Origin of the sequence: uncultured Sphingomonas sp. (assembly GCF_964244235.1) — a bacterium.
GTDB lineage: Bacteria > Pseudomonadota > Alphaproteobacteria > Sphingomonadales > Sphingomonadaceae > Sphingomonas.
On the sequence record NZ_CAXTII010000012.1, the window covers coordinates 31,352 to 45,016 of the forward strand.

The following is a 13,665-nucleotide window of genomic DNA, read 5'->3' on the forward strand; positions in this document are numbered from 1 at the left end:
AAGCGTCAGAAGCTGTAGACCAGCCCGGCGCGTGTCGTGGTGTTGGTGCCGGACGACCCCGCCGGCGGCTCACTTTCATACTGGATATTGTATGACACCTGCCCCGACAACGGCCCGATCAGTTTCGCGGCGAGCGCCGTCGTACCGCCCAGCGTGCTGTCGAAACGCTGGACATAGGCGGATGCCGCCTGGCTGACCGTCACGCCCGACAGCGGATGCCATTTGAAATCCAGCGTCCCGCGGACGGCGATGCTGCTCTGGCGCGTGTCGTCGGTGAAGCCGGTGTCGCGGTAGCCGGGGCCGAGTTCGATATCGAGCGACATGGCAGGTTTCTTGATCGCGCTGTAACCAAGCCCGACCGATCCGGAATAACGATCGTAGAACCCCAGGGTCCGATCGCTTTCATAACTGAACGCGCCGTAGACATAGGCCCGCTCGTCGAGCTTGTAGTTCGGCTCGTACGAGGCAAGAAAATGCTCGCGCGTCGTGATGCCGAGGCTTTCCTGGTAATCGATCTGTGCATGGAATTTCTGGCGCCAGAGAATGCCCTCGCGCGTGGCGGACAAGGCACCGGTCAGCCCCTTGGTATCCGACGTGCCCGTCGTCAGGAAACCGCCCAGCTCGGCCTTGCCGGTCCACAGATCGACGAACCGCGCCTCACGGACCCGGTCGGTATGCTGGCGGTCGCGGTCGGTCCGCCATGCCTGCGCGATGGCGGACACCGCGTCGCCGCTCAGCGGATCGGCGGTACGGGCATATTTGACGATCGTCGCGACGTCGGTGTCGTTGCCCGATGCGATTGCCGCATCCAGCATCGCGCGGATCGCCTCCGGAATGGGGACGTCGGTCTGGTCCGCCGCGCCGCCCGGATTATGCGCGGTCGCCGCCGGGATCGGCGCGGCGGCAATCAGGACCAGCGCAGGCAAGGACACGAGGATAAGCGACACGTGCAGGCCTTACCGTCAGCCGCCGCGGTTGGGAACCGTCCCGGCGGCCGCTGCGTCGAGATGGGGCCGAAAGACGGCCAGCACCTGCTCGTACAGATCGCGCTTGAAGGGCACGATCATGTGCGGAAGGTCGTCCGGATCGATCCAGCGCCACGCGCGAAACTCCGGGTGCGCGGTCGCGATATCGACGTCCGTGTCGGTGCCGAGGAACCGGAACAGGAACCACCGCTGCCGCTGGCCGCGATATCGGCCCTTCCAGACCTTGCCGACCATCTCGGCCGGCAGGTCGTAGGTCAGGTCCTCGGGCGCGGTCGCAATCAGTTCGACATGTTCGGGCGCGATCCCAGTTTCCTCGCCCAGTTCGCGCACCGCGGTATCCCGTGCGTCCTCGCCCGGATCGATCCCGCCCTGCGGCATCTGCCACGCCTCGAGCGTCGAATCGATCCGCTGCCCGACGAAAACCTGGCCCTGCCGGTTGAGGAGCATGATGCCGGCGCAGGGGCGGTAGGGCAGGGAGACGGGGTCGATCATGTGACAGATCCTCCCGCGGCCTGCGCCGATACCCGCGCACCTTCGACCTCCGCGACCATCGCCTTCACCGCCGCCAGGAAGCCGGCGACGTCGCCCTGGCTCGACGGGATCGCCTGCCGCAGACTGAGAAAGCCATGCACATTGCCCACCGCCTCGCGGTACACCACGGGCACGCCATGCTGGATCAGCGCGGCGGCATAGGCGCGGCCCTGGTCGCGGATCGGGTCGAGGCTGGCGGTAACGATAACGGCGGGTGGCAAGCCTGTCAGGTCACCCGACAAAGGCGATGCGCGCCAGTGCGTCGCATCGGGTCGATACGCCGCCATGAACCATTCCATGCCGTCGCGCGTGAGAAGATGATCCTCCGCGAACTGCGCATAGGACGGATATTCCTTCATCGCATCGGCAGCGGGATACAACGGGGCCTGGACGATGACGGGTACCGCGGCGGGTTCGTCGCGTAACGCCATGGCGGTCGTGATCGTCAACGTGCCCCCGGCGCTGTCGCCGCACAGGACGAGGCTCGTCACGGTCCGTCCGAGCGCGGCCGGGCTTCCCGCGACCCAGCGCGACGCCGCTTCGCAATCCTCCGGCGCGGCGGGCCAGGGGCATTCGGGTGCCAGGCGATAATCGACCGAAATCACGGGCATGCCCAGCCCGCGCGATATCGCCGCGCAGGCGCTGGCATGCGTGTCGATATCGCCGATCACGAACCCGCCGCCATGGAAGAACATCATCGCCGGCCCGGGCGCGCGAGTGGCCGCGACATCGAACAGTCGCGCGCGGATCGTGCCTGCCGGGCCCGGAATTTCCAGATCGACCACCGCGCCGAGTTCGCCGAGCGGCAGATCGGCGACGTCCTTCATCGCCAGATACACCTGCCGGGCCGCCGGTGCGTCCATCTCGTGCATCTTGGGGCCGGGCACGCTGTTGAGATACGCCAGGAAGCCGCGCGCATCCGGCCGCACATAGGGCGCGGCTTCGGCAGGCTTCGCTGCGGGGACATCGATCAGCGTATCGGTCATGCGCACTCTCCTTTTGCCGTCGCTCTTGATATCGGTTGCTTGGGCGATCGGTCCTTCATCGCTACCTGTGCCCCGTGATCCCGATCATCCACCACCCCGATTACGTGTTCAAGACCTCGGTGCGATCGACCTATCGCTGGGGCAAGAACGGCGCGATCCGCGATCTGTTGCATGACGAGGGGGGTCGGATTGCGTGGCACGAACCCGAACCGATGCCGCGCCGCTGGCTGGAGGCGGTGCACGACGCGGACTATGTCGGCGAAGTGCTGTCCGCGCAGGTGCCGCGCGAAAAGGAACGGCGGATCGGCTTCGCGGTGACCGATACGGTCGCGCGCCGCGCACAGGTCGTGCCGGGCGGCACGTGGCTCGCGGCTCAGCTGGCGCTCGAGCATGGCTTCGCGGCGAACAGCGCAGGCGGCAGCCACCATGCGCTCGCCGCGACGGGGGCGGGGTATTGCGTGTTCAACGATCTCGCGATCGCGGCGGTGCGGCTGATCGAAGAGGGCGTCGTGGCGCGTGTCGCGGTCGTCGATGTCGACGTCCATCAGGGCGACGGCACCGCGTCGCTGCTCGCCGGCCGCCCGGGGATCGCGACCTATTCGATCCATGCGGCGAAGAATTTTCCGGCGCGAAAGGCGCGATCGACGCTGGACGTGCCGTTGGCGGACGGGTTGCAAGACGCCGCCTACCTCATGACGCTGGAGGAAACGCTGGCACCGTTCCTCGACGAGATGCGGCCCGAGATCGTCCTGTACCAGGCCGGGGTGGATCCGTTCGCCGGCGATCGGCTGGGGCGGTTGGCGTTGACGCTGGATGGACTGGCGCAGCGCGAACATCTGGTGGCACGGTTGGTCCGCGAGCGTGGCATCCCGCTCGCCAGCACGGTCGGCGGCGGCTATGGCGACGACACGCTGGAGATCGCGCGGCGGCACGTCGCGGCGATCCTGACGCTCGGCGAGGCGCTCGCGGTCGATACCCGGCCCCAACCCCCGCTTGTCTCCTACCCGGATCATTCTAACTTGGTTCCCGTGCATCCCGGGCATAGAGGATGTGCGAATTCGATAGTCTCACAGGAATAATGATGGCCACCGCCGCGCATGAAGTGACCCCCGCCGAGGCGTCCGCCCATCCGCCATCCGAGTCGATCGTCGTGCGCTTTGCCGGCGACAGCGGCGACGGGATGCAGCTGACGGGCGGGCAGTTCACGCTGTCCACCGCGTTGGCGGGCAACGACCTCGCGACTTTCCCCGATTTCCCCGCCGAGATCCGCGCCCCGCTGGGCACGCTGTTCGGCGTCTCCGCATTCCAGATCAACTTCGGCTCGACCGCGATCGAGACCGCGGGCGACGAGCTGGACGTATTGGTCGCGATGAACCCGGCGGCGCTCAAGACGAATGTCGACGCGCTCCGCCCCGGCGGTCTCATCATCGCCGACGAGGGCGAGTTCGGCGACCGCAACCTCGCCAAGGCGAAGTACGCTGCCAACCCGCTGACCGACGGATCGCTCGGCAAATGGCAGTTGATGAGCTTCGATATCTCGCAGCTGACGATGGATGCGGTGAAGCCGTTCGGGCTCGGCAACAAGGAAGCGCTTCGATGCAAGAACATGTGGACGCTCGGGCTTGCGCTCTGGATGTTCGACCGGGACCGGCAGCCGATCGTCGACTGGCTGACCGCGAAGTTCGCCAAGGCACCGACGCTTGCGGAGGCGAACATCGCGGCCCTGAACGCGGGTCACGCTTACGGCGAGACCGCCGAGCTGGCGGGCCCGATGAAGCAGCATCATGTCGGCGTCGCGCCGGTCGAGGCGGGGCTGTGGCGGACGGTGACGGGGGCGGATTCGATCAGCCTGGGCCTCGTCGCGGGCGCACAGCTGGCGGGGCTGCCGATGTTCTTCGGCGGCTATCCGATCACCCCGGCGTCCGCCATCCTGCACAGCCTGTCGCGGCTGAAGGAGTTCGGCGTCACCACGTTCCAGGCGGAGGACGAGATCGCCGCGATCGCTTCGGCGATCGGCGCGTCCTATGCCGGGCATCTGGGGGTTACCTCATCCTCGGGCCCAGGCATCGCGCTTAAGGGCGAGGCGATGGGTCTGGCGATCATGACCGAATTGCCGCTGGTGATCGTCAATTCGCAGCGTGGCGGGCCGTCCACGGGTCTGCCCACCAAGACGGAACAGTCTGACCTGTACCAGGCGGTCTATGGCCGCAACGGCGACGCGCCGATGCCGGTCATCGCCGCGCGGTCGGCGGCGGACTGCTTCGACGTGGCGATCGAGGCGGTGCGGATCGCGACGCAATATATGACCCCGGTGATGGTGCTGACCGACGGCTATATCGCGAACGCCGCCGAGCCGTGGAAGGTGCCCGACATGAGCACGTACGCGCCGTTCCCGGTGACGTTCGCCACGGAAAAGCCCGAGGGTGGGTTTCTTCCCTATGCCCGCGATGCCGATACGCTCAAGCGCCCCTGGGCCAAGCCGGGGACGCCGGGGCTGCTCCACCGCATCGGCGGGATCGAGAAGAAGAACGGCACCGGCAATATCGACTATGCGCCGGCCAACCACCAGGAAATGACCGACATCCGCAAGGCCAAGGTCGATGGTATCGTCGTGCCCGACCAGCAGGTCGAGCTGGGCGAGACGTCGGGCATGCTCGCGATCGTCGGCTGGGGATCCACCTTCGGCCCGATCCACCAGGCGGTGCGGCGGGCGCGCAAGCGGGGGCTGGACGTCCATCACATCCACATCCGCCACATCTGGCCGATGCCGCGCAATATGGCTGTCCTACTGCGCGGCTATCAGCATATCCTCGTCCCCGAAATGAACACCGGCCAGCTCAAGACGGTTCTTCGCGACCAGTATCTCGTCGACGCGCGACCGCTGAACAAGGTCAGCGGCCAGCCGTTCAAGATCGCGGAGATCGAGGCGGCGATCGACGGCTATTTCGCGTGATGTGGAGGATGTGATGGCACTCCTCCACTTCCTCCACTTCCGGCCAGTTCGAAGGCTCCCGCGACCATGAACGACATGACGCCAATTTCCGCCACCAAGCCCAAGGATTGGGAAACCGATCAGGAGGTGCGCTGGTGCCCCGGTTGCGGCGACTATGCGATCCTGAAGGCGGTGCAGCGCACCATGCCGGAAATCGGCGCGCGGCCGGAGAACACCGTGTTCGTCAGCGGCATCGGCTGCTCCTCGCGCTTCCCCTATTATATGGAGACCTACGGCTTCCACACCATCCATGGCCGCGCGCCGGCGGTGGCGACGGGGGTGAAGCTGGCCAATCCGGACCTCGACGTATGGATCATAACCGGTGACGGCGACGCGCTGTCGATCGGCGGCAACCACACGATGCACCTGATCCGCCGCAACCTGAACTGCCAGGTACTGTTGTTCAACAACGAGATCTATGGGCTGACCAAGGGCCAATATTCGCCGACCTCGCGTGTCGGCACGCTCAGCCCCTCGACCCCGCTCGGCTCGGTCGATCGCCCCGCCAACCCGTGCGCGTTCGCGCTCGGCAGCGGGGCGCGGTTCGTGGCGCGCGGGATCGACGTGCACAAGAACCTCGTGGGCGTCCTGAAGGCGGCGTACGCGCATCAGGGCACGGCGTTCTGCGAGATCTTCCAGAACTGCATCGTCTACAACGACGACGTGTTCGCGCCCTTCACTGAAAAGGCGAACGCCGCCGGTGCGCAGATGTGGGTCGAGCATGGCAAGCCGCTGGTGTTCGCGGGCGGTACCAGGGGGCTGACCCTGAACACCGCGACGTTGACGCTCGACGTGGTCGATGTGGTGGACGGCGATGTCTCCGCGCTGGTCGTCCACGACCAGACCAACCGCAGCCTCGCGCACATGCTGGTCGAGATGCCGTTCGGCAGCCATCCGATGGCGCTCGGCGTCCTGTACGACGACCCCGCCCCGACCTTCGAAAGCGCGGTAATCGCGCAGAACGCGCAGGCGAGCGCGGGGAAGATGCCTGATCTACAAAAGCTGTTGAGCAAGGGGCAGACCTGGCAGGTGGAAAAGGAACCGCATGTTATCTAATTCCTCCCCCGCACGGGGAGGGGCACCGGCGAAGCTGGTGGAGGGGGTTCTCCACAGGCGATATGGCTCGTGGAGAACCCCCTCCACCACGCTCTGCGAGCGCGGTTCCCCTCCTCGCGAGCGGGGAGGATTTGATTGACCCAATCCACCCTCCTCTGGCTTCGCCAGGACCTGCGCCTCCACGATCACCCGGCGCTGATCGCCGCGGCCGGTGAGGGCCCGGTCATCCCGGTCTACATCCTCGACGACGACGCCCCCGGGGAATGGGCGATGGGCGGCGCGCAGCGTTGGTGGCTTCACCATAGCCTGGAGTCGCATGGCAAAGCGCTGAAAGCCAAGGGCAGCAGCCTGATCCTTCGCCGCGGCGATGCCGTCACCGTCCTGAAGGAACTGATGGCCGAAACCGGCGCGACCCGGATCCATGCCATCCGCCATTACGAACCGTGGTGGCGCAAGGCTGAGGATGCGCTTGGCGATGCTCTGTACTTGCACGAAGGCAACCATCTCGCGCGGATCGAGAGCGTCACCACCGGTTCCGGTAACCAGTTCAGGGTCTATTCCTCGTTCTGGAAGGCATTGTCGCAGCGGATGCCGCCCGACCGCCCGCTACCCGTTCCCGACCGGATCGCAGCGCCCGATGCCTGGCCGAAAAGCGACGCGCTCGCCGGCTGGGCGTTGCTGCCGACCAGGCCCGACTGGTCAGCGGGCTTCAGGGACTGGACGCCGGGCGAAACGGATGCGCGCCGCGCGGTCGAGCGGTTCGCGAAGAGCACCGCCGGTTACGACACCGATCGCAACCTGCCCGCCGTCGAGGGTACATCGCGTCTGTCGCCGCATCTGCATTTCGGCGAGGTCAGCGCGCGGCATGTCTGGCACGCCCTGGATGGGCAGGGAGTGGGGCTGCAGACGTTCCGCAAGGAACTGGCCTGGCGCGATTTCACCGACGGCGTGGTCCTCGAAATGCCCGATTACGGCGAGATCAACGGCCGTTCGCGCTACGACACGCTGCCTTGGCGGAACAGCCCGCAGGACCTGAAGGCGTGGGAGCAGGGCCGCACCGGCTATCCGATCGTCGATGCCGGGATGCGGCAACTCTGGACGAGCGGCTGGATGCACAACCGCGTCCGGATGATCACCGCGAGTTTCCTCGTGAAGCATTTGCTGATCGACTGGCGCGAGGGGGAACGCTGGTTCTGGAACTGTCTGGTCGATGCCGATTACGGCAACAACAGCGTCAACTGGCAATGGGTCGCGGGCACAGGCGTCGATTCGAACATGTTCGGGCGGATCATGGCGCCGCTCGGCCAGTCGGAGAAGTTCGACGCGGGCGATTATATCAGGACCTGGGTGCCCGAACTGGCGGGTGTCGCCGGTGCCGCTATCCACGATCCGGACGAGGCGGGATGCCGTCCGCGCGACTATCCGGCGAAGATCATCGGTCACCGCGAGGGGCGCGAGCGGGCATTGGCGGCGAACGCGGCGGTCTGACCTTTCCTACACCGTGCCGCTCCGGCATGGACCGGCGCGATGAACGCGCAAGGCATGACGGTGGAGAAGCGAAGTGGCGGCGCGATCGCACGGATGCTCGCGCCCATGTTCCACCGTCTGCTCGACCGGATCGACGCCGGACTGGTCGAAGGGGGAATCGAGGCGAGCCTGCCGGACGGAACGCGCCGGCTGCTCGGCGGGCGGCGGGAGGGCCCGTTGCCGATCGTGGCCATCCACCGCTGGCGCGCGCTTGTCCGGCTCGCGACCGCAGGATCGGTCGGCTGGTACGAGGGCTGGGCGGCGGGCGACTGGTCGAGCCCCGATCCGGTGCCCTTGTTCGATCTGTTCATGCGCAACCGCGTATCGCTCGGGGCGTCGGCGCGGGCGGGCGGATGGCAGCGGCTCGCGCTCCGCGGCTGGCACGCGCTACGCCGCAACCACCGCGCGGGGGCGAGACGCAATATCGCCGAGCATTACGATCTCGGCAACGATTTCTACCGCGAATGGCTCGATCCGGGGATGACCTATTCCAGCGCGATCTTCGGCGATGGCGATACGCTGGCGGCGGCGCAGGATCGCAAGCTCACGGCGATCCTGGACCGGACCGGCACCGCGCCCGGCGACACGATCTTGGAGATCGGCTGCGGCTGGGGCTCGTTCGCGCAAGTCGCGGTAGCGGCGGGGCGGCGCGTCCAGGCGCTGACGCTTTCGACCGAACAGAAGGCGGCGGTCGAGGCGCGGATACCGGACGGCGTGACCGTCACGCTGACCGATTACCGCGACGTCGTCGGCACCTTCGACGCGGTGGTCAGTATCGAGATGGTCGAAGCCGTCGGTCAGCATTATTGGGGTGCGTATCTCGACACGATCGCTCGCGTCCTTGAACCGGGCAGCCGCGCCGCAATCCAGTATATCGCGATCGCCGACGACATATTTCCGGCTTACGCGGTCGGGGTGGATTTCATCCAGCGCCATGTATTTCCAGGCGGGATGCTGCTGTCCGACAGCCGGTTTCGCGCGCTGGCCGGGGCGCGGGGGCTGGCATGGATGGATCACGTCACTTTCGGTCCTGACTATGCCGAAACGCTTCGTCGGTGGCGGATGGCGTTCGATGCGGCGGTGGCCGAGGGGCGGCTCCCCGCGCGGTTCGACACGCGGTTCGTCGCGATGTGGCGCTATTACCTGATGTATTGCGAGGGCGGGTTTCGCGGCGGTGGGATCACCGTGGCGCAGGTCACGTTGGTCAAGGAGTAGTGGCTTTATCCTACCCGCTCGAAATGCCCCTGCGCGAACCCGTCTTCCATCAAGGCCGCGATCCGCACCGCGACGACCTGCGGGTCCTTGACCGATGCCGGGTCCTCCCCCGGATAGGCCCTTGCCCGCATCGCCGTTCGGGTCGCGCCCGGATCGACGATCGCGGTGCGGATGCCGCTGATCCCCGCCATCTCGTCGCCATACGCCTGCACGATCGTCTCGAACGCCGCCTTGGATGCGCCGTACGCCCCCCAGAAGGCGCGCGGTTTACGACCGACGCTCGAGGTGATGCCGACCACACGCGCGGCCTTCGCCTTTTGCAGCATCGGATCGAACGCCGCGATCAGCGCGACCTGCGCGCTGACGTTCAGCGTCAGCAGGTGCGCGAATTCCTTCGGGTCGATCGCGGGCACTGCCGCCAGCGATCCAAGCGTGGCGGCGTTCAGGACCAGCATGTCCAGCGCCTGCCACCGCTCGCCGATCGCGGTGCCCAGCCTGGCGATGCTGTCGGCCTGGGTCAGATCGAGCGGCGCGATGGTCGCCGAGCCGCCGGCGGCGTGGATCGCCTCCTCGACCGCCTCCAGCCCGCCGGCCGTCCGCGCGGTCAGCACGACGTGCGCGCCGAGCGCGCCGAGCGCGATCGCGGTTGCGGCGCCGATGCCCCGGCTGGCGCCCGTCACGAGCGCGAGTTGGTCCTGCAATGGTTTCGTCATGGGAACCCTCAGTTCATCCGCTCGGCAAGGAGCGCAAACTGGTCGACCTGAACGCTTTCGTCCTGGTCCGTGAGCGTGGTGGGATAGTCGCCGGTGAAGCACGCGTCGCAATATTTGGGACGGATGTCCGCGCGCCGCGCCTCACCCAGCGCCTTGTACAGCCCATCGATCGACACGAAGGCCAGGCTGTCGGCATGGATGAAATCGGTCATCCCGCCGACATCGTGCTTGGCGGCGAGCAGCTTGGCGCGCTCGGGCGTGTCGACGCCGTAGAAGCAGCTGTGCCGCGTCGGCGGACTGGCGATCCGCATATGCACCTCCGCCGCCCCCGCATCGCGCATCATTTGGACGATCTTGAGGCTGGTCGTGCCGCGGACGATCGAGTCGTCGACGAGGATGACCCGCTGGCCCTTGATGAGCGCGCGATTGGCATTGTGCTTCAGTTTGACGCCCAGATGCCGGACCTTGTCGCCGGGCGAAATGAACGTACGGCCGACATAATGCGACCGGATGATCCCGAGTTCGAACGGAATGCCCGACGCCTGCGCATAGCCGATGGCGGCGGGCACGCCCGAATCGGGGACGGGAATGACGATATCCGCCTCCACCGGCGATTCTTCCGCCAACTGCGCGCCGATGTTCTTCCGCACCGAATAGACCGAGTGATCATCGACGATCGAATCGGGGCGCGAGAAATAGACCCATTCGAAGATGCACGGCCGCGACGCGACGGGTGCGAACGGATGGATCGAACGGATGTCGGACCCTTGCACGATGATGAGCTCGCCGGGTTCCACGGCGCGCTCGAACGTCGCGCCGACGACGTCGAGTGCCACCGTCTCGCTCGCGAAGATGATCGACTCGTCGAGCCGCCCCATGACGAGCGGCCGGATGCCGAGCGGATCGCGGCAGGTGATCATTCCCTCCGGCGTCATGACGATCAGCGAATAGGCACCCTCGATCTGCTTCAGCGCATCGATGAACCGATCCATCAGCGTGCGGTAGTTCGAGGTCGCGACCAAGTGTATAATCGTCTCCGTGTCGCTGGTAGACTGGAAGATCGACCCGCGCCGGACGAGATCGCGCCGCAGCTTCATCGCGTTCGAGATATTGCCGTTGTGTGCGATCGCAAAGCCGCCGGTCGACAGGTCGGCGTAAAGCGGCTGTACGTTGCGAAGCGCGGTCTCGCCGGTCGTCGAATAGCGGACATGGCCCGACGCGACGGTGCCCGGCAGCGCGCGGATGATATCGTCACGGTCGAAATTGCCCGCGACGTGCCCCATCGCGCGGTGCGTGTGAAAGTTCGACCCGTCGAAGCTGGTAATCCCCGCGGCCTCCTGACCCCGGTGCTGAAGCGCGTGGAGCCCGAGCGCGACGAGCGCGGCCGCGCCATCACTTCCCGACACGCCGAAGATGCCGCACTCCTCGTGCAGCGTGTCGTCATCGAACGGATGGGTCGTCGGCATGGGGTGGGGGTCCACTTGCGAAGCGACCGCCATATAGGTCCGACATCCGCGTTTGTCGCGCTTTTGTCATGATCAAAGGAGCGATCCGTCGCATCGCTCGTTCGGGACGCTTCGGACAGGAGCACTCAGATGGCGACGGATCATGGCCCGTCCGTGAAGGACGACACGCTGTACGACGACCTGCGCAAGCAAGGCGCGTCGAAGGGAAAGGCGGCGCGGATCGCCAATGCGAAAGCCGCCGGCACGCTCGATCAGCGGGCGACCAGGCTGGAGGATCGCACCAAGGTCGATATACTGAGGGAGGCGCGGGAGATCGGAGTTGCGGGGCGATCGGCGATGTCGAAAGCGGAGCTGATAAAGGCTATCCGCAAGGATTGAGCCGAGTGCATCCGCGTGCGGCCACCGCCGAACCGCACACCCGCTTTCTCTTGGCCGGCCGGAAGGCTAGAACAGCGGCATGCCCGATCCCCGCGAAACCTCGTTGATGCTCGACCCGAAATACGATGCTTCCGGCCTCGTCACGGCCGTGGTTACCAATCGTGCCGGGGCGCTGCTGATGGTCGCGCACATGAACGCCGATGCGTTGGCGGCGACACAAGCGAGCGGCGAAGCGGTTTTCTGGTCGCGCAGCCGGGGGCGGTTGTGGAAGAAGGGCGAAACCTCGGGTAACGTCATGCGCGTCGTCGAGATGCGGATCGACTGCGACCAGGATGTGCTGTGGCTGATCGTCGATCCCGCGGGCCCGGCATGCCATACCGGTGCCGACAGCTGTTTCTATCGCCGTGTCGAGGGTAACGGGCTGATCGCGCTGTGAGGTTTGTCGCCCTTGCTCTGCTGCTGCTCGCCGGATGTTCCCGACATGATACCGCGGTCGGCAATACCGATACGCCCGGCGGCCGACTGGAAGCCGCGGCGCTGGTCCGCGGTCTTGTCCCCGACCCGGGCTCTCCCATCCTCGGTTCCTGGGCGCGGGATACCGACCGCGTGTGCATCGTTCCGGGGCGGCCGGGCGGCGATGAGCGGATTGGTGCGCTGGTCGATTACGGCGAGGGTCAGGGTTGTGCGGCGTCGGGGACGGTGGTGCGATCGGGTGGCCGGCTCGACATACGTTTCGGTGCGTGCCGGATGACCGCAATCTTCGATGGCGAACGGATCATCTTCCCGCCCGAAGTGCCGGGCGCCTGCAACCAATTGTGCGTCGGCCGCGCGTCGTTCGCTGCGCTTGCGGTCGATCGGCAAAGCGGATCCGTGTCGGAGGCCGCAACGCTTCGCACACCCGGCGGACGATCGCTCTGCGCCGGTTGACGTATACGTAAGGCGTATCTATTTTGAACGCTTCATGCCGAAAGCCGCTCGAAATTCAACAATGTCCGTCGCCCAGGCGGCGGTGCCGTTACGGCCCGGGCAGGATCAATTCTCGATCTCGGACTTGTCCGCAGAATTCGACGTGACCGCGCGCGCACTTCGCTTCTACGAGGACGAGGGGCTTATCGCGCCGCAGCGCCGGGGGACGCAGCGGCTCTATTCGCACCGGGATCGCGCACGGCTGGCCTGGATCCTGCGCGGCAAGAGGGTCGGTTTTTCGCTCGGCGAAATCCGCGAGATGATCGACCTATACGATATCGGCGACGGTCGCCGTCTTCAGCGCCAGGTCGCGATCGATCGTGGCCGGACACGGATCGAACTGCTCGAGGTGCAGAAGCGCGACATCGATGCCGCCATCGCCGAACTCACCGATTTCGTCACGCTGCTGGAAGCCGGTCGCGCGCAAGATACCAAAGGACACTGATCCCATGCCACAGTATACGCCACCCGTCCGCGATACGCGCTTCGTACTGGAGCACGTCGTCGGCCTGCAGGGCCATGCGAACATCCCCGGCTTCCGGAACGCGACTCCCGACGTGGTCGATGCGGTGCTGGACGAGGGCGGCAAATTCGTCGCCGAGGTCCTGTTCCCGATCAACTATTCCGGCGACCAGCAGGGCTGCACCCGGCACGACGACGGATCGGTGACGACTCCCGACGGCTTCAAAGCTGCCTATGCGCAGTTCGTCGAGTCGGGTTGGGGCACGCTCGGCGCTCCCGAGGCATTCGGCGGGCAGGGCATGCCCCACGTCGTCTCGACCGCGTTCCAGGAATATATGATCTCTGCGAACATGGCCTTCGCTATGTATCCCGGCCTGTCGCACGGCG

At 66.3% G+C, this 13,665-nt stretch carries 15 protein-coding genes; 10 read left to right on the forward strand and 5 right to left on the reverse strand.

The genetic code is table 11. From position 1 onward, the window contains the following. Nucleotides 1–5: 5 nt before the first annotated feature. Genes ACFE7D_RS03970 through ACFE7D_RS03980 form a run of 3 tightly spaced genes read right to left on the reverse strand, consistent with a single transcriptional unit; the run spans nt 6 to nt 2,503 of the window. Entirely contained in the window at nt 6–947 is a 942-nt protein-coding gene (locus ACFE7D_RS03970; RefSeq protein ID WP_375394130.1) for a YdiY family protein, read from the reverse strand. 15 nt (nt 948–962) lie between these two features. Next, on the reverse strand, nt 963–1,478 hold the full coding sequence (locus ACFE7D_RS03975) for an RNA pyrophosphohydrolase (RefSeq protein ID WP_375394131.1): 516 nt from the start codon (nt 1,476–1,478) through the stop codon (nt 963–965). Beyond that, the gene (locus ACFE7D_RS03980; protein ID WP_375394132.1) at nt 1,475–2,503 is read right to left on the reverse strand and encodes an alpha/beta hydrolase; all 1,029 of its coding nucleotides are present in this window, start codon (nt 2,501–2,503) and stop codon (nt 1,475–1,477) included. The genes ACFE7D_RS03975 and ACFE7D_RS03980 overlap by 4 nt, the downstream gene beginning before the upstream one ends. A 74-nt stretch (nt 2,504–2,577) precedes the next feature. On the opposite strand from ACFE7D_RS03980, the gene ACFE7D_RS03985 reads away from it, so the two are divergent. The 5 genes from ACFE7D_RS03985 (at nt 2,578) to ACFE7D_RS04005 (ending at nt 9,293) form a co-directional block, all read left to right on the forward strand. Then, a complete protein-coding gene (locus tag ACFE7D_RS03985; protein ID WP_375394133.1) occupies nt 2,578–3,582 on the forward strand; it encodes a histone deacetylase in 1,005 nt (334 codons plus the stop codon). Between the two features lie 2 nt (nt 3,583–3,584). Then, the gene (locus ACFE7D_RS03990; protein WP_375394134.1) at nt 3,585–5,456 is read left to right on the forward strand and encodes a 2-oxoacid:acceptor oxidoreductase subunit alpha; all 1,872 of its coding nucleotides are present in this window, start codon (nt 3,585–3,587) and stop codon (nt 5,454–5,456) included. 66 nt (nt 5,457–5,522) lie between these two features. After that, on the forward strand, nt 5,523–6,551 hold the full coding sequence (locus tag ACFE7D_RS03995) for a 2-oxoacid:ferredoxin oxidoreductase subunit beta (RefSeq protein WP_375394135.1): 1,029 nt from the start codon (nt 5,523–5,525) through the stop codon (nt 6,549–6,551). Between the two features lie 135 nt (nt 6,552–6,686). Next, nucleotides 6,687–8,039: a cryptochrome/photolyase family protein gene (locus ACFE7D_RS04000; RefSeq protein WP_375394136.1), complete on the forward strand. Its 1,353-nt coding sequence runs from the start codon at nt 6,687–6,689 to the stop codon at nt 8,037–8,039. A 39-nt stretch (nt 8,040–8,078) separates the two neighbouring features. Next, nucleotides 8,079–9,293 carry a class I SAM-dependent methyltransferase gene (locus ACFE7D_RS04005; RefSeq protein ID WP_375394137.1) on the forward strand — a complete coding sequence of 405 codons (1,215 nt, stop codon included), beginning with the start codon at nt 8,079–8,081 and terminating at the stop codon, nt 9,291–9,293. A gap of 5 nt (nt 9,294–9,298) precedes the next feature. Here the strand turns inward: ACFE7D_RS04005 and ACFE7D_RS04010 are convergent, their stop codons facing one another. Together ACFE7D_RS04010 and purF are read right to left on the reverse strand one after the other, a co-directional pair. Next, entirely contained in the window at nt 9,299–10,006 is a 708-nt protein-coding gene (locus tag ACFE7D_RS04010; protein WP_375394138.1) for an SDR family NAD(P)-dependent oxidoreductase, read from the reverse strand. A gap of 8 nt (nt 10,007–10,014) precedes the next feature. Beyond that, on the reverse strand, nt 10,015–11,472 hold the full coding sequence (purF, locus tag ACFE7D_RS04015; protein ID WP_375394139.1) for an amidophosphoribosyltransferase: 1,458 nt from the start codon (nt 11,470–11,472) through the stop codon (nt 10,015–10,017). A gap of 129 nt (nt 11,473–11,601) precedes the next feature. Here purF and ACFE7D_RS04020 point away from each other — a divergent pair, with 129 nt between their 5' ends. The 5 genes from ACFE7D_RS04020 to ACFE7D_RS04040 form a co-directional block, all read left to right on the forward strand. Continuing rightward, a complete protein-coding gene (locus tag ACFE7D_RS04020; protein ID WP_375394140.1) occupies nt 11,602–11,850 on the forward strand; it encodes a Rho termination factor N-terminal domain-containing protein in 249 nt (82 codons plus the stop codon). 79 nt (nt 11,851–11,929) lie between these two features. Then, a complete protein-coding gene (gene hisI / locus ACFE7D_RS04025; protein ID WP_375394141.1) occupies nt 11,930–12,286 on the forward strand; it encodes a phosphoribosyl-AMP cyclohydrolase in 357 nt (118 codons plus the stop codon). Continuing rightward, nucleotides 12,283–12,777 carry a hypothetical protein gene (locus ACFE7D_RS04030; protein ID WP_375394142.1) on the forward strand — a complete coding sequence of 165 codons (495 nt, stop codon included), beginning with the start codon at nt 12,283–12,285 and terminating at the stop codon, nt 12,775–12,777. Before hisI ends, ACFE7D_RS04030 begins: the two co-directional genes overlap by 4 nt. Nucleotides 12,778–12,838: 61 nt before the next feature. Then, entirely contained in the window at nt 12,839–13,261 is a 423-nt protein-coding gene (locus ACFE7D_RS04035; protein WP_375394143.1) for a MerR family DNA-binding transcriptional regulator, read from the forward strand. 4 nt (nt 13,262–13,265) lie between these two features. Further along, on the forward strand, nt 13,266–13,665 hold a 400-nt coding region (locus ACFE7D_RS04040; protein ID WP_375394144.1), incomplete at its 3' end, for an acyl-CoA dehydrogenase N-terminal domain-containing protein.

Bases quoted from the DNA above. Each gene is read 5' to 3' on its own strand.
- ACFE7D_RS04005 (WP_375394137.1), top strand. From the start codon at position 8,079: ATGAACGCGCAAGGCATGACGGTGGAGAAGCGAAGTGGCGGCGCGATC.
- ACFE7D_RS03995 (WP_375394135.1), top strand. From the start codon at position 5,523: ATGAACGACATGACGCCAATTTCCGCCACCAAGCCCAAGGATTGGGAA.
- ACFE7D_RS04020 (WP_375394140.1), top strand. From the start codon at position 11,602: ATGGCGACGGATCATGGCCCGTCCGTGAAGGACGACACGCTGTACGAC.
- hisI (WP_375394141.1), top strand. From the start codon at position 11,930: ATGCCCGATCCCCGCGAAACCTCGTTGATGCTCGACCCGAAATACGAT.
- ACFE7D_RS04035 (WP_375394143.1), top strand. From the start codon at position 12,839: ATGTCCGTCGCCCAGGCGGCGGTGCCGTTACGGCCCGGGCAGGATCAA.
- purF (WP_375394139.1), bottom strand. From the start codon at position 11,472: ATGCCGACGACCCATCCGTTCGATGACGACACGCTGCACGAGGAGTGC.
- ACFE7D_RS03980 (WP_375394132.1), bottom strand. From the start codon at position 2,503: ATGACCGATACGCTGATCGATGTCCCCGCAGCGAAGCCTGCCGAAGCC.
- ACFE7D_RS03990 (WP_375394134.1), top strand. From the start codon at position 3,585: ATGGCCACCGCCGCGCATGAAGTGACCCCCGCCGAGGCGTCCGCCCAT.
- ACFE7D_RS03975 (WP_375394131.1), bottom strand. From the start codon at position 1,478: ATGATCGACCCCGTCTCCCTGCCCTACCGCCCCTGCGCCGGCATCATG.
- ACFE7D_RS04010 (WP_375394138.1), bottom strand. From the start codon at position 10,006: ATGACGAAACCATTGCAGGACCAACTCGCGCTCGTGACGGGCGCCAGC.